17 protein-coding genes are annotated in these 20,015 nt (G+C 40.8%); 12 read left to right on the forward strand and 5 right to left on the reverse strand.

Features of this window, described 5'->3' with window-relative positions:
* A partial coding sequence (locus IKL48_06295) for a rubrerythrin family protein (protein MBR3604261.1) occupies window positions 1-367 on the reverse strand: 367 nt, incomplete at its 3' end.
* Between the two features lie 30 nt (window positions 368-397).
* Window positions 398-865 carry a transcriptional repressor gene (locus IKL48_06300; GenBank protein MBR3604262.1) on the reverse strand — a complete coding sequence of 156 codons (468 nt, stop codon included), beginning with the start codon at window positions 863-865 and terminating at the stop codon, window positions 398-400.
* Window positions 866-1,017: 152 nt separating this feature from the next.
* On the opposite strand from IKL48_06300, the gene IKL48_06305 reads away from it, so the two are divergent.
* The 7 genes from IKL48_06305 (at window position 1,018) to IKL48_06335 (ending at window position 10,498) form a co-directional block, all read left to right on the forward strand.
* Window positions 1,018-1,608: a pyridoxamine 5'-phosphate oxidase family protein gene (locus IKL48_06305; GenBank protein ID MBR3604263.1), complete on the forward strand. Its 591-nt coding sequence runs from the start codon at window positions 1,018-1,020 to the stop codon at window positions 1,606-1,608.
* A gap of 54 nt (window positions 1,609-1,662) precedes the next feature.
* Complete coding sequence (locus IKL48_06310; protein ID MBR3604264.1) at window positions 1,663-2,841, forward strand: aminoacetone oxidase family FAD-binding enzyme; 1,179 nt, start codon at window positions 1,663-1,665, stop codon at window positions 2,839-2,841.
* Window positions 2,842-2,894: 53 nt separating this feature from the next.
* Complete coding sequence (locus IKL48_06315) at window positions 2,895-4,067, forward strand: hypothetical protein (protein MBR3604265.1); 1,173 nt, start codon at window positions 2,895-2,897, stop codon at window positions 4,065-4,067.
* Window positions 4,068-4,223: 156 nt separating this feature from the next.
* Entirely contained in the window at window positions 4,224-6,032 is a 1,809-nt protein-coding gene (locus IKL48_06320) for a Na/Pi cotransporter family protein (protein MBR3604266.1), read from the forward strand.
* Between the two features lie 71 nt (window positions 6,033-6,103).
* A complete protein-coding gene (locus IKL48_06325; GenBank protein ID MBR3604267.1) occupies window positions 6,104-7,912 on the forward strand; it encodes a Na/Pi cotransporter family protein in 1,809 nt (602 codons plus the stop codon).
* An 11-nt stretch (window positions 7,913-7,923) separates the two neighbouring features.
* The gene (locus tag IKL48_06330) at window positions 7,924-8,217 is read left to right on the forward strand and encodes a DUF1232 domain-containing protein (protein ID MBR3604268.1); all 294 of its coding nucleotides are present in this window, start codon (window positions 7,924-7,926) and stop codon (window positions 8,215-8,217) included.
* A gap of 79 nt (window positions 8,218-8,296) precedes the next feature.
* Entirely contained in the window at window positions 8,297-10,498 is a 2,202-nt protein-coding gene (locus IKL48_06335; GenBank protein ID MBR3604269.1) for an AsmA family protein, read from the forward strand.
* Window positions 10,499-10,542: 44 nt separating this feature from the next.
* Here the strand turns inward: IKL48_06335 and IKL48_06340 are convergent, their stop codons facing one another.
* The 3 genes from IKL48_06340 to IKL48_06350 form a co-directional block, all read right to left on the reverse strand.
* Window positions 10,543-11,145: a hypothetical protein gene (locus IKL48_06340; GenBank protein MBR3604270.1), complete on the reverse strand. Its 603-nt coding sequence runs from the start codon at window positions 11,143-11,145 to the stop codon at window positions 10,543-10,545.
* Window positions 11,146-11,218: 73 nt separating this feature from the next.
* Window positions 11,219-13,129 (reverse strand): NAD(+) synthase, encoded by a 1,911-nt coding sequence (locus IKL48_06345; protein MBR3604271.1) that lies wholly within the window; start codon window positions 13,127-13,129, stop codon window positions 11,219-11,221.
* A gap of 55 nt (window positions 13,130-13,184) precedes the next feature.
* A complete protein-coding gene (locus IKL48_06350) occupies window positions 13,185-13,634 on the reverse strand; it encodes a transcriptional coactivator p15/PC4 family protein (protein MBR3604272.1) in 450 nt (149 codons plus the stop codon).
* 165 nt (window positions 13,635-13,799) lie between these two features.
* Between IKL48_06350 and IKL48_06355 the strand changes: the two genes are divergently transcribed.
* From IKL48_06355 to IKL48_06375, 5 genes are all read left to right on the forward strand, one after another.
* On the forward strand, window positions 13,800-16,127 hold the full coding sequence (locus IKL48_06355) for a protein kinase (GenBank protein ID MBR3604273.1): 2,328 nt from the start codon (window positions 13,800-13,802) through the stop codon (window positions 16,125-16,127).
* Entirely contained in the window at window positions 16,124-16,951 is an 828-nt protein-coding gene (locus IKL48_06360) for a Stp1/IreP family PP2C-type Ser/Thr phosphatase (GenBank protein MBR3604274.1), read from the forward strand. The genes IKL48_06355 and IKL48_06360 overlap by 4 nt, the downstream gene beginning before the upstream one ends.
* 220 nt (window positions 16,952-17,171) lie before the next feature.
* Entirely contained in the window at window positions 17,172-17,465 is a 294-nt protein-coding gene (locus IKL48_06365; protein ID MBR3604275.1) for a co-chaperone GroES, read from the forward strand.
* A 19-nt stretch (window positions 17,466-17,484) separates the two neighbouring features.
* Window positions 17,485-19,125 (forward strand): chaperonin GroEL, encoded by a 1,641-nt coding sequence (gene groL / locus IKL48_06370; protein ID MBR3604276.1) that lies wholly within the window; start codon window positions 17,485-17,487, stop codon window positions 19,123-19,125.
* Window positions 19,126-19,233: 108 nt separating this feature from the next.
* Window positions 19,234-19,962 (forward strand): Bax inhibitor-1/YccA family protein, encoded by a 729-nt coding sequence (locus IKL48_06375; protein ID MBR3604277.1) that lies wholly within the window; start codon window positions 19,234-19,236, stop codon window positions 19,960-19,962.
* Window positions 19,963-20,015: the final 53 nt, after the last annotated feature.

The raw sequence follows: 20,015 nt of genomic DNA on the forward strand, positions 1-20,015 counted from the left end.
AGCGTTCTTCGTGCATTTTTTCAATTTTGGCTACCAATTCAAACAAGCAAGCCAAGCGGGTGAAACCTTCTTCTCTGGCGGTTTTGGCAAAACCGGCATACATGTCGGTCCATTCATAGTTTTCGCCTTGGGCGGCATCTAACAAGTTGGCAGCGGTTTCAGGGATTTTGCCGTCATGCAATTCTTTAAACCAAATTTTGGCGTGTTCTTTTTCGTTGTTGGCGGTTTCTTCAAAGATTTTGGCAATTTGCACATAACCTTCTTTTTTTGCCTTAGAAGCGTAGTAGGTGTATTTGTTGCGAGCTTGAGATTCTCCGGCAAAAGCGGCCCAGAGATTTTTTTCGGTTTGGGATCCTTTCAATTCCATATTTTCTCCTATATATTAAGGTACAACAATTTAATTTTTCACATCGTTTACTGCTTTACTGCAGTGTTTGCAAATCCCATGAAATTGCAGATTTACATTTTTTACTTCTCCAAATTCTTTTACTTGATCGTCTGTCCAAAAAGAGTCTTTTCCAAAAGTGGGAAAAATATCATACACTTCTCCACATTCCATACAGACGAAGTGATAATGCGGATTCAAATCCGCATCAAAACGTGCTTTATTAGAAAGCCCCACCCGAAACACCACCCCTGCTTCTTCCATGGAAGAAAGTGTACGATATACGGTGTCCAACGATATATTGGGCATCTTTTGACGCACACATTGAAAAACCTTTTCCACGCTGGGGTGCTCTTTGGACTGCGCCAATGCTCTGAATATTTCTATTCGTTGGTTAGTCACGCGCAAAGCACACTTGCGGCAAAGTTTCTTAAAGCCGTCTATTCTTTCATTAATATTTGTTTGTCGAAGGGCTTGCATATGTTTTTCCTTTTTAAGAATTATTCTTACAAAGAGTATAGCATTTCTAATCTTTTTTTACAAGCAAAAAATTTTGTATTTTTTTTACCTTTTTATGTTAAAATTTAACTAAGTAATAAAGATTATCTATAAAGATGAGGAAAAGTAAAAATATGAATCCTAAAATAGCTTACAATAAAGCATTAAAATTGATACAAAGAACCACATGGGTTTTGTGTACGGTTGTTTCTTCTTCTGACGGTTGGGCGGACCATTCTTACAGGACCAATTTTGCCAACGTAAACAGATATCCTTCATTGGCCAAAGAAATAGATTACACCAAATTGGAAAATTATTTTCCCATCAATAAATATTCTACGCGTTTAGTCAGCATTTTAAATTCTCCTAAAACAACACTCTATTTTTATGATATCACTACAGGAGAAATCTGCCAATTAAAAGGAAAAACAAGCCTCGTAGAAAGTGCCAAAAGACGCATAAAACTTTGGCAACCGGAATGGGAACGGCAATTTCCGGAAGGACCTACTGATGAAGATTATATGTTATTGCATTTCCAAACGGAATGGCTGCAATATTATGATGGTTGTTCCGACTCTTTTTGGGGTTTGTTAAAAGATGCTTTAGCCGGTAAAGCCACCAATCTGCCACTGCTTCCTTCCAAGAAAAATGTTTGGCCGGCCAGGAATATTAATTTAAGAGCTGATGCAAAAAGGAAAAACTCAAAAGAAGCAAGTAAAAAATAATTTTACAAACGGTGACCATTTTATAAAGGCCACCGTTTTTGTTATACTGAGTTGATGCATCAAAAACAAACGGAAATATGGCATAGCATTATTATCGGGGCAGGAGCATCGGGGCTTTTTTGCGCCGGCTCTTTTGCTGCACCTAAATTAGTGTTGGAGCATAATGACCGCGCCGGAAAAAAACTCTCCGTCACCGGCGGAGGAAAGTGTAATTTTACCAACTTATTTGTTTCCTCTAATGATTATATATCCTCACAAAAACATTTTTGTAAAAATGCTCTGGCTGCTTTTCGGCCGGAACATTTTACCCGCCTTTTAACACAAGAGAAAATCCCTTTTTATGAAAAAGAAAAAGGACAACTCTTTACACATGACGCCAAAGAAATTGTCCGCTTGTTGGAAAAACGCGCCAAAAAACAAAACACCACTTTTTCTTACAACACCCAAGTACTTGCTATTGAAAAAGAAAAAGATTTCTTTAAAGTACAAACTTCCAAAGGCATTTTCCTTGCCTATCATGTTATCATCGCCAGCGGAGCCATATCTTATCCGGCTTTGGGAGCCAGCGGATTTGCGTTTCAAACGGCACAATCTTTGGGAATCAATGTAATTCCTATTCGCCCCGCTTTAGTAGGCCTGCGCTTGGCAGAACCCTACAAATCCATTTGTCGAAGTTTGGCCGGCAATAGCCTTAATGTCACCATTAAAACATCAATAAGGACGGAAGATGGACAACTGCTTTTTACACACGATGGTATCAGCGGACCGGCGGTATTACAGAGTTCGCTATTTTGGAACGAAGGAGAAAAAATCAGCATTAACTTTATCCCTCAAATAAATGTACTGGAATTTTTAAAAAGTAATAAAAACAAAAAAGAAACTCTTTCAAAAATTTTATCTCCTTATATTTCTGCCAAAATAGCCAAATTGTTTTTGGCAGAGATTGATGTGCCTGCTTGTAATGCCAGTAAAGAAATTTTAATACAGGCTGCCACGCGTTTAAACAAGTTTGAATGTGTGCCGACGGGAACAGCCGGATATACCAAAGCAGAGGTGACGGCAGGGGGGATAGATCCTCGCTCCGTAGATTCTCACTCTATGCAAAGTAAAAATATAGAAGGGTTATTTATTATCGGAGAGGCTTTAGATGTGACAGGCCGCGTAGGCGGATTTAATTTGCATTGGGCTTGGGCTAGTGCTCATCTTTGCGCACAACACTTGTGCAAATCATAAAAAATATGTTTGTATAAAGATAGATTTTGATATAATAAAAAAAAGGAAAAAATATGGAATTTACAAAAGGACATCACTCTATTTTACGTCTTATCTGTATCAGTTTAAAAGCTGCGAACCAGTCCTTCGGTTCTATTATTGCCTCTGTTTTGTTAGTGGCATTATTTAATGTATTATTGTTTGGCATCGTATTTGGTGTAAGTTTTCTTAGTCCCATTATTGGCGCCATTTTAAACATTCCTGTTTCAATACTTTCCAGCTTTGTCGGATTAGTGCTCCCAATGGCTATGATTTTGATTTTGGCCTGCAAAATAGAGAAAAAGGGAATCAGTGCCTATGACGCGCTAACATCTTCCATTATGCCTTCTCTTTATTACATTGTTAGTGCTATCATCTTATCCATACCGCCGGCCATTCTGCTTATTGCGGCTTGTTTATCAAAGTCTACCACTGTAATACTATTGTCTTACCTTGTTATTTTGCTTGCATACTTACCCTTTATGTTTTTGCAACCGGCATTGGTGTTGCGTCAGCTTGGCCCCATCGAAGCATTAAAATATTCTTGGGAAATGGGCACTAAAAACTATTTAAAACTCTTGGCTATTTTATTTACCGTTCTCTTAACGGCTGTTATCGCCATCTTGGCTATTTTCTGTCTCATTAAAGCCATGAAACCGGAGTTAATTCTCTCATTAACCACTATACCTGCCCAATTTTGGCCGTTTTTTATCACTTCCTATTTGAATCAGATTTCTTTACCTTTATTGATTACCGGTATTGTGATATTGGTAGCATTGTATGCCTTTGTGTTTGTCTTTATGATGGCATTCTTAACCGCTTTATTCTTAGATTTCGATGCTGAATTTAGCATCTTCGGAAATAGAGATACAGATTCTCCGCTCTTGCAGGAAAATCCGGCAGAAACGCCTGAGTTTTCTCAGCAAAAGCCGGATCATCATCACGTTTCTGTGCAACATGAAGCGGTACAGGCCGAATTAGTGGACGAACATACCTCAGGCCATTTAGAACAAGTCTACAATCCGCAAGAACATTTGGATCGCGCGGTTGATCAAGAAGAAGACCGCATGCCAACTATTTTATTTGATGAAGAAATGATGAAGCAGTTAGCAGAAAACGAAAGACAAATGCGCGAACGTAAAGAACGTGCACAACAAAAAGACGATGATACTCCGGATAGTATCAAAATGTCTGACAAAACTTTATGATAAAACCTAAACCTTGCATTGCTTGCACTGTTTCCGCTGATCAAGCAGCGAGTTCGGTTTTGCCGTACAAAAAAGTATATGTAAATTTTAATTAGGGAGAGCCCGATAGGGGCCCTCCCTTTTTTATAGATATCAAAAAGAATAAAAGGAGAAAAAATGAAAGCAGTATTACTTACGCTGAACCTGCTGGGAGGAATGGGAATATTCCTCTATGGTATGAAAATTATGAGCGACGGCTTGCAGAAAATGGCCGGCGTCAAGATGAGACAAATGCTCTCTATCGCGACGACAAACCGCTTTGCGGCTACGTTCTCAGGCATGTTAGTGACAGCCATCATACAGGCCTCCGGTGCTACTACCGTCATGGTGGTGGGCTTTACCAGTGCCGGACTTTTAACATTGACCCAAGCCTTAGGAGTTATTTTCGGAGCCAATATCGGCACGACAATGACGGCGTGGATTGTGAGTTTGTTTGGTTTTAAAATTCAAATTTCACTGTTTGCCTTACCCGTTATTGCTATTGGTTTCTTTAGTCAATTTTTACCCTCTAAATGGGTCTCCGTACGACGTATAGGAGAGGCAGCCATCGGGTTTGGTTTACTGTTCTTGGGTTTAGACATCATGAAAAACACCATTCCGGCAGACTTTGCCCAAAGTCCATTTGTGGTCAACTGGCTTTCCAAACTCACACCGGATACGATTTGGAGTTTGATGGGGGTTATTTTAATCGGCAGTGTTTTGACCGTAATCTTGCAGTCGTCCAGCGCGGTCATGGCCATGACACTTACTTGTGCCGCTGCCGGAATCATCAACTTCCCGACGGCTTGTGCCTTAGTGTTGGGGGAAAATATAGGCACCACCATTACGGCCAATTTTGCCGCTATCGGAGCAAGTAAAAATGCACAACGTGCCGCGTTAGGTCACTTTTTGTTTAACTTTTTAGGTGTCGTTTGGGTCAGTTTGATTTTCAATTATTTTGTACAGTGGGTAGACTGGCTCGTGCCTGGCAACCCTTCCTCTATGGACCCGGAATCTTTAACCAGTGTTTTGCCGTATCACATTTCCGCATTTCATACGGTTTTTAATATCTTAAACACACTCATTATGTTGGCTTTCCTCAAACAATTGGCCAAGCTGACCATGATTATTATTCCAAAAAACAAACGTGAAGACAAACATAGCGATACGGAACTAGTGTATCTTAACACACGCTTGAACCAAACACCGGAATTGGCCATCGTCACCGCGCGCAAAGAAGTGGAACGTATGATGCAGTTTGTATCTAAACTTGTAGACAAACTTATTTACGCCATGAAAACTGATGATGAAAAACTCTTTGAACGTTTGATTGCCGATGCTAAAGAAATGGAGCACACTACAGACGTATTGGAGCATAAAATCAACACCTATTTGACGCAACTGACTCATGGCAACTTATCCCGCCATGCCATTGCTCAAACGGTAGCCCTTATTGATTTGACCAACAGCATCGAAGGGATGGGGGACTGCGGTGAAAAAATTGCCCGTATTTTGGAAAAATTCTGTCATACTAATCCGGCTTGCTTTACGGAAAAAGATTTGGAAAATATGGAAAGAATTGCCAAAAAGACCAAAGAAAATATTAAACATGCCCGTTTAACAGTATCTTTCTTTCCTAATATCGCCTCCCAAAATAAAGAACAGGCGGGCAAATTGTTTGAAACTGCCGTCAAGAATGAAGAAAAACTCAATGCCATGCGCAAAGAGCTTCGCTCCGAGCGCAATGAGCGTATTTCCAGCGGTGAGTTAAAAGTAAGTCCGTCTTCTATTACGGCTTACGGTGATGTTTTAAACAATTTTGAACGTATGGGAGACTATGCTATGCGCATCATTGATAGCGTACTGCGCATGAAAATCGTGGGGGTAGACGAAAAAAATCCCGTCAGCGGTATGCCCACACCAACCAACAACGAACCGATTGCATAATTATTAAAAAGGGATAGCCCGATGGAGGCCTCCCTTTTTTATAGATATCAAAAAGAATAAAAGGATAAAAAATGAAAGCAGTATTACTTACGCTGAACCTGCTGGGAGGACTGGCCATATTCCTCTACGGCATGAAATTGATGAGCGACGGCTTACAAAAAATGGCCGGTGTCAAGATGAGACAAATGCTCTCTATTGCCACCACGAACCGCTTTGCGGCCACTTTCTCGGGCATGTTGGTGACTTCTATTATTCAGTCTTCCAGCGCCACTACTGTCATGGTAGTAGGCTTTACCAGTGCCGGACTTTTAACCCTCTATCAAGCCTTAGGAGTTATTTTCGGAGCCAATATCGGCACGACGATGACGGCATGGATTGTGAGTTTGTTCGGCTTTAAAATGCAAATTTCTCTGTTTGCCCTGCCCGTTATTGCCATTGGGTTCTTTAGCCAATTTTTACCCTCTAAATGGGTGGCTATTCGACGCATCGGCGAAGCGGCTATCGGGTTTGGTTTACTATTCTTGGGTTTAGACATCATGAAAAACACCATTCCGGCAGACTTTGCCCAAAATCCGTTTGTGGTCAACTGGCTCTCTAAACTCACTCCGGACACAGCACTAAGCCTGATTGCCATTATTTTAACAGGTGCTATTTTGACCGTTATTTTACAATCCTCCAGCGCGGTCATGGCTATGGTTCTGACCTGTGCCGCTGCCGGAATCATCAACTTCCCGACGGCTTGTGCCTTAGTGTTGGGGGAAAATATCGGCACCACTATTACAGCTAACTTAGCCGCCATCGGAGCAAGCAAAAATGCCCGTCGTGCTGCCGTAGGCCACTTCTTATTTAACTTTTTGGGTGTGATTTGGGTAGGCTTAATCTTTAAGCATTTTATTGCTTTGGTAGATTGGTTTATTCCCGGTGCGCCATACGGTACCGATACGGAAATATTAAACAGTGTGCTTCCGTATCACATTTCTGCTTTCCACACAGTATTTAACATCTTAAATACGATGATCATGTTGGCTTTCCTGAAACAGCTTGCCAAACTGACCATGATTATCATTCCAAAAAGCAAACGTGAAGACAAACATAGCGATACGGAGCTGGTATATTTGGCCACCCATTTCAATCAAACGCCGGAACTGGCTATCGTCACGGCGCGCAAAGAAGTGGAACGCATGATGAAATTTGTTTCCAAATTGGTAGACAAGCTCATTTATGCTATTAAAACCGATGATGAAAAACTCTTTGAACGTTTGATTGCCGATGCTAAAGAAATGGAGCACACTACAGACGTATTAGAGCACAAAATCAATACTTATCTGACACAAATGACACACGGCAACCTCTCCCGCCATGCCATTGCTCAAACGGTAGCCCTTATTGATTTGACCAACAGCATTGAAGGTATGGGCGACTGCGGAGAAAAAATTGCCCGTATTTTGGAAAAATTCTGCCATACTAATCCGGCTTGCTTTACGGAAAAAGATTTGGAAAATATGGAGCTTATTGCCAAACAAACCAAAAACAATATCAAACATGCCCGTTTGACCGTAGCTCAATTTCCCAATATTGCCACGCAAGATAAAGACCATGCCGCCAAGCTCTTTGAAACAGCCGTTAAGAATGAGGAAAAACTCAATGCTATGCGCAAAGAGCTTCGCTCCGAGCGCAATGAGCGTATTTCCAGCGGTGAGTTGAAGGCCAGTCCGTCTTCTATTACGGCTTATGGTGATGTTTTAAACAATTTTGAACGCATGGGAGACTATGCTATGCGCGTCACCGAAAGTGTACTGCGCACAAAAATTGCGGGGGTAGACGAAAAAAATCCCGTCAGCGGTATGCCTACACCAACCAACAACGAACCGATTGCATAACGAGGTAGATTATGAACGACTTTAAAACATTTTTTTCTATGATGCGTGCCGTACTTCAACGGCGTTATCCTATGCCTTGGAAAACGTTTTTTGTCGCTCTTTTTTGTGTATTTTATCTGTTTAGTCCGGTGGATTTGTTGCCCGATATTATGCCGCTTTTGGGCATTACAGACGATGCCACTTTCGTTCTGCTTGTATTGGCACTAATTAAACAAGACCTAAACAAATTTAAACAGACAACGTCTTTAAAACCACCCAAAGAAGATGTTATAGATGCAGGTGACATCAAAGACCACAAAAAATAATTTAAGCCCCCGAACAGGGGGCTTTTTATACTCCTTTTTCTTGAAGACTACAGAAAAACCAAATTGCTATAATTTAATTATGAAAAAATTATTTAAAATTCTAGCCATCTTAGCGGTTTTGGCCGCCATACTATTGATTGCAGCGTTTATTACGCTTAAAATCATGTTTCCTGCCGATAAATTAAAAACAATGGCACAGCAATATACTCAAAAGAATTTCAACCGAGAAATTGCCTTTTCTGATGTTTCTTTTAATTTAATTGGTATTACCTTAGACGATTTTGCCCTTTCGGAATCGGGTACCTTTCAAGAAAACGGCACTTTTGCCAAAGCCGATCAAGCAATAGTAAAAATAGCTTTTACACCTCTACTGAAAAAAAGAATAGAGGTTTCCACCATTGGCTTAGAAGGATTAGATATTACCGTTATTAAAAATAAAGACGGTAAATTTAATTTTGATGATTTCTTGACGCCTTCCACTCAAGAAAGCACCCCAAACACAACAATTCAAACAAAAGAAGAAAAAAAAGAAAATTCTTCTTTTGAAATAACGGCAGAAAAAGTGTACGCTACAGATTGTAATCTTTATTACAAAGATTTGCAAAACAATATGCAAGCATCTGTCACCAAACTTAACCTGCAAATCAATGCCTTTGACTTACACACTCCCTTCCCCATCAGTTTTTCTTTTATAACCGATTATCAGGATTCCACCGGTCTGACGGTACAAATACCGGTGCGGGCCGAACTGATGCTTTCTTTGGCAGGATTGGATATGCCCAAAGCCAGCGCAGAAGTGCAAAAATTTACTTTAGATTACAAAGAGATTTTCTTTGGACTGCAAGGTTCTGCTACAAATTTTGCCAATCCATCTATAAACTTACAGGGTAAAATTTCAGGTCTTTCCAACAAAGCCTTAGCAGACTTGACCTCCGACTTGCCTGATTTTATATTGCCGGACATTTTGTTTTCTGCCCAGACAGATCTCAACTTGGATAAATCTTCAGCAGACATTAAGCAAGCCAAACTTTCTATCCAAGATTCCGCCATTACCGCTCAAGGAAACGTAAGTTGGGGGGGGAACAAGACCTCCTATCAAGTTAACAGTTCCATTGGTTTAGATTTGAGTCAAATTGCCAAAATGGCTAAAATGATGGACGGTTTTGGTTTGGGTGGCAAAGTGAGCGGAAATATCCGAGCCACCGACAAAAACAACGCACAAGACATGAGCGGTAAAATTAGCCTTTCCGATTTAAAGGTGCAATATGCGCCGATGGACATTTCTTCCCTACAGGGGGATATTGTATTAAAATCTTTAGGAGATATTTCTTGTAATTCGTTGAAAGGTTTACTCAACGGAGAAAAGTTTGATGCTTCTTTTGCTTATAAAGATCTTAGCGGAGTGTTGGACTTAGTCTTTCATTTTGACTTAGACAAATTAACCCTCACTTCTTTTGACTTCCAAAACAGTTCTTCTGAAAAAGAAGCCACGGCCCAACAAACGCCGACACCCGCAGAAGAAAAAACAGCCTCTGCAGAAACCTTTTTCAATGTGAAAGGCGATATTAAGATAGGGCAAATCAAGGTGCCGTATTTCACCACGCAGGGTATCACCTTAAATGCAAATGTGCAACATGCAAGTGCCAGCATGAAAAAAACCAACGGGACCGTTTCTTTTAATCTGCAAGAAGGTGCTATTACAGACTTAAATTCTTTTGTAAAAGAAAGTAAAATTGTCAAAATTTTACTTCTTCCCTTCACCATCATTAACAAAGTGACATCTAAACTGGGAGTGGAAATTTTCCCGACACAAAAAGCGGAAGATAAAGGCAAAATCAAGTTCTCCTCCGGTTCGGGAAGTTATTTGTTTAAAAACGGTTTAATGACCATTGAAGAAACGCATTTTAACTCTGCCGTCAGCGATATGAAAGCGGCCGGTTCTTTAGACTTTAATACCGAAAAGTTGGATATGAAAGTTTCGGCTACGGTGCTCACATCCCAAACCCCGATTGTAATTAAAATAGGTGGCACCATAACAGAGCCTTCCGGCAAGTTAGACGTAGCCGGTACGGCAATATCTCTGGTAGGGGGAATACTAAACTATAAAACACCCGTTAAAGCGGCAAAAACTACGGCTGGTACGGCTAAAACGGTAGTTGATAACACTGCCCAATTAGGGACAACTGCCGTAAAAGATACGGTCAATACAGCGGTAGATACCATTAAAAGTATTGGCGGACTTTTTAAAAGTTCTAAAAAAGAAACCAGTGACTCAAAATAAAAAACCCCCCGAAAATCATTCGGGGGGTTTTGCAAATTTATCAATTAATCAGCCGCATTTGTAATTAAATAGGCCTTACATGCATCTGAAGTTCCGCATCCACTAACATTAACTTGTTTCCAACTTAACCCAGAACCAGAAACACTAGTAGAAGAATCAAACTTAGCTACATCGGTTATAGTTAATTTGGAAAAAGAAGCAACAGATGTACGAATTGTAGAGGTGTCTTCTGAGAATAGCGTACCATTTACCTTTACAAAAAAATCTTTTCCACTATCAGGATTTACCACTATATTATTTTTTACATCTAACTCTTTCACCTTTGCCGTAGCACCGGCATAAATCTTGGTACTGTCATCTACCTGATATTGGGCAATATTTCCCAACAATTTTGTATTTGCACCCATTTTTAAATTATGAATATAAATGGAGCCGGGTGTCGTTTCAGTACCGATATTAATGGAACCTTCATTGATAAAACCGTTGCAGAAATTGAGTTGAAAAATATCTGCTTGTCTGTTGGTCTGCAGTTCTAATTTAGCAAAACTACCCACCGGATGAGAAAGCAAGGTTAAAAATTGCATACTCTCGGCAAAAGAAACCGTTGAACAAAAACTAAGTAAAAAAAGAAAGAAGATTTTTTTCATACATACTCCTAATATAGCCACTTTTTCACTATACATTAAGAATAACTGTTAAGTCAATATTTTGCAACTCCCTTTACAGTTCTTCACACTCCTGCAACCATAGCGATACCTTAGCATCGCTTGGCATATGCCATTCTCCGCGCGGAGACAAGCTGACAGGACCTACTTTGGGTCCGTCAGGTAAACAAGAACGTTTGAATTGCTGGGCAAAGAAACGTCTTAAAAAAGTAGAAAGCCATTTTTTTATTTCTGCATCTTTATATTTGTTGCCAAAGGCATGTTGGGCTAAGCAAAATATCTTTTTGGCAGAAAATCCAAAACGTACAAAGTGATATAAATAAAAATCATGCAATTCATAAGGTCCAACTAAATCTTCCGTCTTTTGGCTGATTTTTTGACCGGAGGGGGGCAATAGTTCCGGGCTGACCGGCGTATCCAACACTTCACGCAATACAGAAGATAAATCTTTATCTTGAGATGTTTGTGCTACATACGCAACCAAATGACGTACTAAGGTTTTAGCAACCCCGCTATTTACCCCGTACATACTCATGTGATCTCCGTTATAAGTGGCCCAACCTAATGCTAATTCAGACAAATCACCCGTTCCGATTACTAAAGCATTTTGCTGATTGGCTAAATCCATCAAAACCTGCGTACGCTCACGCGCTTGCACATTTTCATAGGTCACATCACGAGCAGACAAAGGATGTTCAATATCTTGTAAATGTTGCAAGCAAGATTGTTTAATGTTTATCTCTTTAGACGTAATCTTTAAAGCATTCATCAATTTTAAAGAATTTTGATAAGTGCGATCCGTCGTCCCGAAACAAGGCATCGTCACCCCAATAATCCCTTTACGATCTAAACCTAATTTATCAAAAGCCTTCACCACTACCAACAGAGCCAGTGTACTGTCCAGCCCTCCGGAAATCCCCAATATTACCTTTTGACAACGGGTATGGCGTAAACGTTGCAAAAGGCCATATGCTTGAATGGACAAAATATCTTCACACTGTTTTTCCTGATCTTTCTGCACCAAAAAAGGATACGGGGAGATATGTCTAAGCAAAGCAAAAGAATCAGACGTCGGCAATTCAAAAGAAATCGTTCTATATTCATTCGAAAAGACATGCCGGCCGAACACCGTATTTTCCCGACGAAGACATTGCATTTTTTCCACATCAATTTCAGAAATAATAAGTTGCTCTTGCAACTCAAATCTTTTGGCTGAGGCCAATACCTGGCCGTTTTCAGCAATACACGCATTTCCGCTAAACACCGAATCCGTAGAAGATTCACCAATTCCTGCACTGGCACACACATACCCGCAACAACAATGAACCGACTGGTCGGAAACCAAACGTTTTAGATATTCTTCTTTACCTACTGTTTCGCTATAGGCAGATAAATTTAAAATAACATTGGCTCCGGCTACAGATGCCCAAGAAGAAAGAGAAATAGGTGCAGATAAATCTGCTCCCAACTCTACAGCCAAAACGGCGTCTTTACAGGCGAACAATAAATCCGTACCGAAAGGTACTTCTTGGCCAGCTAACACAATTTCTTCGGCAGTAGACTCTTCTGCGCTGACAAACCAACGTTTTTCCGCAAATTCACCATAATTGGGTAAAAAAGATTTAGGGACAACTCCTAAAATTTTACCCTTCTGAAAAACTATGGCACAATTGTATAAAGCATTTCCTACCCGTACCGGCATTCCGACGGCCGACAAACAAGCAGTAGCGGCGGTTTCTTTCAGCAAACTTGCCAAAGCATCTTCTGCCGCATTTAATAAAACAGATTGATAAAACAAATCCCCGCAAGTATAACCGGTAATGCTAAGTTCCGGAAATACCACCGCTTCAACACCGGATTTAGAGGCTTGAAGAATCAAGTTTTTAATTTGTTCGGCATTAAATGCACAATCGGCCACCTGTACCTGAGGTATGGCTGCCGCCACCTTGATAAAACCAAATTTCATATCTATACTTACGGCGCAAATAACCGCAGATGGGTTCTTGCCCGCTCTCCTATGTTTAATTAAAATACTGTGCCATTTTGGCAAAAAGTGCTTTAATTTCTTTTATATTATCTAAAGAAAGACGTATCCCTTTTTTGGTCCAACCTTTATAAGCATCATCTTCCTGCCATTGTCGGAAATCCAATCCCCTTATTCCTTGAAAGGTGCTCACACGCACCACTACCGACAGGCCCGGCCTTTTGGCAAATTTTCCCAATTCCACATCTTTTACTTCCGCAGGGGTATCCGGCAAGGCCGCAATCAACGGGGCCAGTGCTTTTACAATCTCTTCCGTCATGGTAATACCTATTCTCGTAGCACCGCTATAACCGTCGGAGGTTAAATACTTACGAATAGAAGCATAACGGTAGCCTCTATATGCATCAACGGAAAACCTAATTTCATTACCGTCCCCCAAAGCAATAACCCCTATTTCAGACAATATCGAAAAACTCGTTTCAGGCATATACTCTCCTTTTTGAAAAACACCGTTTGCCAAATGATAAAAATATGCTATGATAAATTTGACCTGTTTATATTTTACGGTTTGATGACGGCAAAAGCAAGTAGTTTTTATATAATAAATTAAGATACTTTTTTCTTGATTTCATAATAAGGGATAGGGGATTATATGCTCGATGGACAATCATTAGTGGGAAAAGAAATTTCCGGCTGCGAGATTTTGACAAAAGTAGCAGAAGGAGGTATGGGAGCTGTATTTAAGGCTCGCCATAAAGCCTTAAACCGCATTGTATGCGTAAAAATTCTAAGCCCCTCTTTGGCCAACGACAAAAAGGCTGTGTCGCTCTTTTTAACCGAAGCTCGCGCTATTGCAGAGTTGGATCATCCTAATATCGTAAACGTATATAATGTAGGAAAAGAACAAGGCTACTATTTTATCGTCATGTCTTTTGTCGAAGGGCAAACACTTTCTGCTCTGCTCAAAAAAGAGCGGGTCTTGCCCATCGGAAAAGTGTTAGACTTATTTGACGGTGTTTTGAAAGGATTATCAATAGCTCACGAAAAAGGCATTATCCACAGAGACATCAAACCTTCCAACATTCTTATCACGCCCGAAGGAAAACCTAAAATTGTGGACTTTGGTATCGCCAAAAAAGTAGATAAAGAAAAAGGGTCCACCAAAACGACCGAACTGGCCGGTACGGCTTATTTTATCGCACCCGAACAAGCCTTAGGTAAAGACATTGATACGCGTGCCGATTTATACTCCATCGGAGCCAGTATGTATTATGTGCTGACGGGGCATTTTCCCTACAATGGCAAAAATACAATTGAAATTATTCAAAAACATATCAACGAGCCTGTCCCCAATCCTCTTAAACTTCGTTCCAATATGCCGGGTTGGTTGGCAATTACCATTCAGAAATTAATGAGCAAAAATCCGGACGACCGTTTTTCTACGGCCAAAGAAGTCTATATGCACTTTGCCAAAATGCGTGCCGAAGAACAACTGCGCATCAAGCAAATGCAAGGCCGCGCAACCGTTGATTTAGGAATTGAAAGCTCTTTAAAAATTTCCAATGAACAGGAAACTTTTAACACCACTTCCAGAAATTTGGGGGCAACGGAGTTTTATCGTTCTATGTCAGCCAGACAAACGCAGCCCGGTCGCCCAAAAAGCAATGCCACGCAAATGCCCAAATTGGACGACTTAGTCAATGGCGTTTCTGCCTTGCCGCCCAAGTCCACTCCGCCCTTGGCACCTACTATGGAACTGGTCCCTGAAAAACCGGTACAGGCGGACACAATCCCGGCCCCTAAGGTGACGGTATCGGCCATTCACAATCCTAAACCGGCGACAAAACTTCTTTTGAAAATTCTTATTTTATTGCCTGTATTTTTGGCTTTTGCCGCTGCAGTGGGATATGTCTTTTTCTCCTTAGGAAAAATATGCTCGGCTTATACGTCAGAAACGGCTGGATTTTTCAGTAATTTGTTAGCCCCGTTGACTGCCGGAAAAACATTACCCAATCAACTGTTTTATACTGCTTTGGCTCTTGTAATGTTGGCAGGCATTTTTGTATCTTCCGCAATTAAAGCCTATGCCAGAACAACCGCTGCCTTACTGGCTTTGGCGGCTGCTTCTTACTTGGCAGGAGTGTTTACTCCCGATGTTAAGTTTTTTAACGCATCGCACCTGGTGGAATATTTATTCTCACCAGAATATTATTTATGTTTCTTGGTACCGTCGGTTGCGTGGGTTTTGTCTCTGTGTTGGCGTTTAAACAGATCCGTACCGGAAAGAGTGTTTGGCCTAGCCATGATTATATTGGCCTGCACTTTGACCTACTGCGCATCTTCATTATCCATCGCACCTAATTTAATGGCAGCCTCTACTAAAATACTTTTTACTGCCGCCATTTTATTTGTGTTGCTTGCGGCCTATTATCTGTGTGCCAAATCTGAAAATGCCATTATTCTACCCACCATCTGTTTTGTGTTATCACTTTCTTGTTTTTGGTTATATAATGTTTCTGGTTTTGCAAACACAACGCAAACAACGTTGGATACGTTGGTAAGCGTGATTCCCATGCCGGATGCAGACGCAGCCCAAAAAGCCCGTACCAAAGCCCAAGAGGAATATTTAAATATCTCTCGACCGGGAATGTTTAAATCGTTAACCTCCAACAAAATTATTAATTTCATGGAAGAAGATGAAAAAAATAAATTGTTAACCGATCATCTTAATCAATATGCCGGCGATTTGTTGGGAGAGGAAAGATATCCGCTGTTTATTGATTTACTCAAAACATATTATTTAGTCGGCCCCAGCAAAACCACCTTAAAAATTTGGGATTATGCCGCCAGTTATCCTCTGGAAAACTTTAACAATAATGCCAAACGTAATAATGCCTATTTCTTTTTAGTCTTATTATTATTTGTAATGGCTGGATTAAACTGTATAGGAGGAATCCTTTTTAAAGAGGATCACTTATGAGCACTTTTGACATAGAGTTTGCCGCTGTCACCGACATTGGTAAAATCCGCGAAAAAAATGAAGACAATGTTTTGATTTCCTCCGATTTGGCTTTAGGAGTGGTGGCCGACGGCATGGGAGGGCATAGTGCCGGTGAAATTGCCAGCAGTATTGCTGTATCCGTCCTTGCAGAAACCATTCGTAAAATTAATACGGAAACCCTCAAAATTCCGGAAACCTTTTTGCCCAAATTAGCCCCGACAGAACGCAAACTGTTGATGGCGGCTAATTTAGCAAATGCGGCCATTTATTCTACGGCGCAATCCTCCGAAATTTACAAAATGATGGGCACTACCTTGACGGGTGTCCTGTTTGATAAAGATTGCGCTATAGCAGTACATGTAGGGGATTCTCGCCTTTATTTGTTAAGAGACGGCAAGATTATTCAAATCACTACGGACCATTCTTTAGCAATGGAACATGTCCGTCGTGGTCTTTTATCCAAAGCAGATGCTGACAAGAGTAAAATACAAAATGTTTTGACTCGTGCAATGGGCATCAAGAAAAATATTGAATTTGACCTCTTAAAGTTTCCGATAAAGGAAGGCGATGTAATGGTGCTTTGTTCTGACGGTTTATATAAAGGCTTGACAGAACAAGCCATTGCCGATATTCTGACGCAAGATAAAGACTTCCCTATAGTCAAAACCTGCAAACACTTGGTGCGTTCTTCTAATGAAAAAGACGGGCAAGATAATATTTCAGCCGTTTTAATCAAAATATTACCAGCCCAAAAATTAACATTTGGCCAGAGAATGCGCCGTTTCTTCCGCAGACGTAAATAAATTTTAAAAATCCCCGCTCAAAAGGTGGGGATTTTTTATATTAGATTTTTACTTGTTCCCGACGAAAAAAATTTATTTACTTTTCTTCTTTTTTAGCAAACCCATTTAAATATTGACAATTATATTTATTTTATGCTAAATTAGCATTAATCCGGCAGGAGTGCTAATTTATTCTCCCGCCGAGAAAAATCTAAAAAATACATATAAGGAGTGCGTGAAAATGAGCGACGTAAAAATTAAACCGCTCGGCGACAGATTAATCGTTAAGCCGATTGAACGCGAAACCATGAAAGGCGGCATCATTATTCCGGATACCGCTAAAGAAAAACCGATGGAGGGGGAAGTATTAGCCGCCGGTCCGGGCAAATTAGACAATAACGGCAACCGCACGCCGATGGATGTAAAAGTGGGGGATAAAGTACTGTACGGAAAATATTCCGGCACAGAAATCAAATTGGACAACGAAACCTATTTGATTATTCACCAAGATGAAATCTTGGGTATTTTGGGGTAAATTAAGGAGATAATTTTATATGGCAAAACAAGTTATTTTTGCAGATGAAGCCCGTGCTAAAATGAAAGCGGGTATCGAAAAAGTAGCCAATGCAGTAAAAGTGACGTTGGGACCTAAAGGGCGCAGTGTTGTGTTGGAAAAAAAGTTTGGTTCTCCGCTCATCATCGATGACGGCGTCACCATTGCTAAAGACATTGAACTTGAAGATAAATTTGAAAATATGGGTGCGCAACTTATTCGTGAAGTAGCCACCAAAACCAACGATGTAGCCGGTGACGGCACCACCACCGCTACGGTGCTTGCGGATGCTTTGCTCAAAGAAGGTATTAAAAATATTACCGCCGGAGCCAATCCGACGATGGTCAAAAAAGGTATCGAACTTGCTGTTTCTGCCGTAAAAGAAGAATTGGCCAAAATGCAAAAGCCGGTAAAAACCAAAGAAGAAAAGGCTCAAATCGCCACTATTTCTTCCAATGACCGCGTTATCGGCGAACTTATCGCTGAAGCGATGGAAAAAGTAGGCCATGAAGGCGTAATCACGGTAGAAGAAGGAAAAACCGCTGAAACCAAATTAGAAGTAGTGGAAGGTATGCAGTTTGATCGCGGTTATATTTCTCCGTATTTTGTCACCGATACCGAAAGAATGGAATGTGTGTTAGAAAATGCCTACATTATCATTACCGATAAGAAAATTTCTTCTATGAATGATCTCTTGCCCGTTTTAGAAAAAATTGTACAAAGCGGTAGACCCTTCTTAATCATTGCTGAAGATGTGGACGGTGAAGCTTTGGCTACGTTGGTAGTCAACAAATTGCGCGGTACTTTAAAAGGCTGTGCCGTAAAAGCACCCGGCTTTGGTGACAGACGCAAAGAAATGTTGCAAGATATCGCCATTTTAACCGGTGGTGAAGTTATCAGCGAAGAACGCGGCATGAAACTCGACAAGGCCGACCTGGCTTTCCTCGGTCAAGCCGAACGCATCGTAGTAGATAAAGAAAATGCCACCATCGTCAGCGGTAAAGGCAGCAAAGAAGCCATCGCTCAACGTGCTGAACAAATCCGCAAACAAATTGAAAATTCCACCAGCGATTACGATAAAGAAAAATTGCAAGAACGCTTGGCTAAACTTTCCGGCGGTGTGGCTGTTATCAGCGTAGGTGCTGCTACCGAAACCGAAATGAAAGCCAAAAAAGCTAAAGTGGAAGATGCCAAAAATGCTACTAAAGCCGGTGTGGAAGAAGGTCTTGTTCCCGGTGGCGGTGTTGCTTTGGCCCGTAGCCAAAAAGCGCTGGAAAATTTAAAAACCGAAGATGAAGACGTTAAAACCGGTATTTCCATCGTACGCAAAGCCTTAACAGCTCCTTTGAAACAAATTGCGGTTAATGCCGGTTTAGACGGCGCCGTAGTAGTAGATAAAGTGTTAGCCATGCAAGGTAATGCTGATGGTTTTGATGCCGAAACCGGCACCTATGGTGACCTTTTGAAAGCTGGTGTGGTAGACCCTGCCAAAGTGGTACGCACCGCTTTAGAAAATGCCTCCTCCATTGCCGCTACCGTACTTTTGACCGAATGTTTGGTAGCCGATGCTCCGGAAAAAGAAGGCCATGCTCATGGTCCGGCCGGAATGCCCGGCATGGGTGGAATGGGCGGAATGATGTAATTTTGCCTTAAACAAAAACGCTCTAGTACAAAACTAGAGCGTTTTTTTATGTTAGATTTTATACAATATTTTATACAATAAAAGTATCCTAAAAAAAAGGGGGAAAATATGTCTCAAGGAAATCCGCTTTTTAACGAAAAAGCATACGAACAAACCATAAATCGTAGTAGAATAAGCCAAGCCATGACTTTGCAAGGTACCGTGAACAAAACCTTCACGCTATTATTTTTATGCGTGGTGGCCGGCATGGTAGCGTGGAAACATTATCTGGCTCTGTCCGGATATACCGTCTTGATTTCCATCGCCACTTTTGTCGTGGCCATGATTGTCATCTTCCGCAAAAACACTGCCCCATTGCTCGCGCCTGTTTATGCCATCGGAGAAGGGGTCGTATTAGGTATTGTTTCAGCTGCTTATAATGCCACTTATCAAGGTATTGTGGCTCAAGCCATCGCCATCACTTTGTTAGTGTTTGTGATGATGTTGTTTTTATACAAAACCGGCATTATTAAAGTGACGCGCACCTTTATCATTGGCGTGACAGCTGCTACAGGAGCTATTGCTTTGTTTTACTTCGGCTCTATGTTGTTGGGTTTGTTTGGAGTCAACGTGCCTTACTTTACCAGCAGTAGTGGTCTATCTATCGCTATTAATGTATTTATCTGCTTAGTAGCAGCGGCCAACTTTGCCTTAGACTTCCATTTTATTGATCAATTAACCTCTCAAATAGTTGCTCCCAAATATATGGAATGGTATGCCGGTTTCTCTCTGATGGTGACACTGGTGTGGCTTTATTTGGAAATTTTGCGCCTGTTAGCACGCAGTCGCAATAGATAATGCTGTAAAAATTTGGTAAAATATTTGTGACAAGTAGTTTTAATATTAATGGA

The sequence above is a fragment of the Elusimicrobiaceae bacterium genome (genome assembly GCA_017520185.1).
Classification (GTDB): Bacteria; Elusimicrobiota; Elusimicrobia; order Elusimicrobiales; family Elusimicrobiaceae; genus Avelusimicrobium.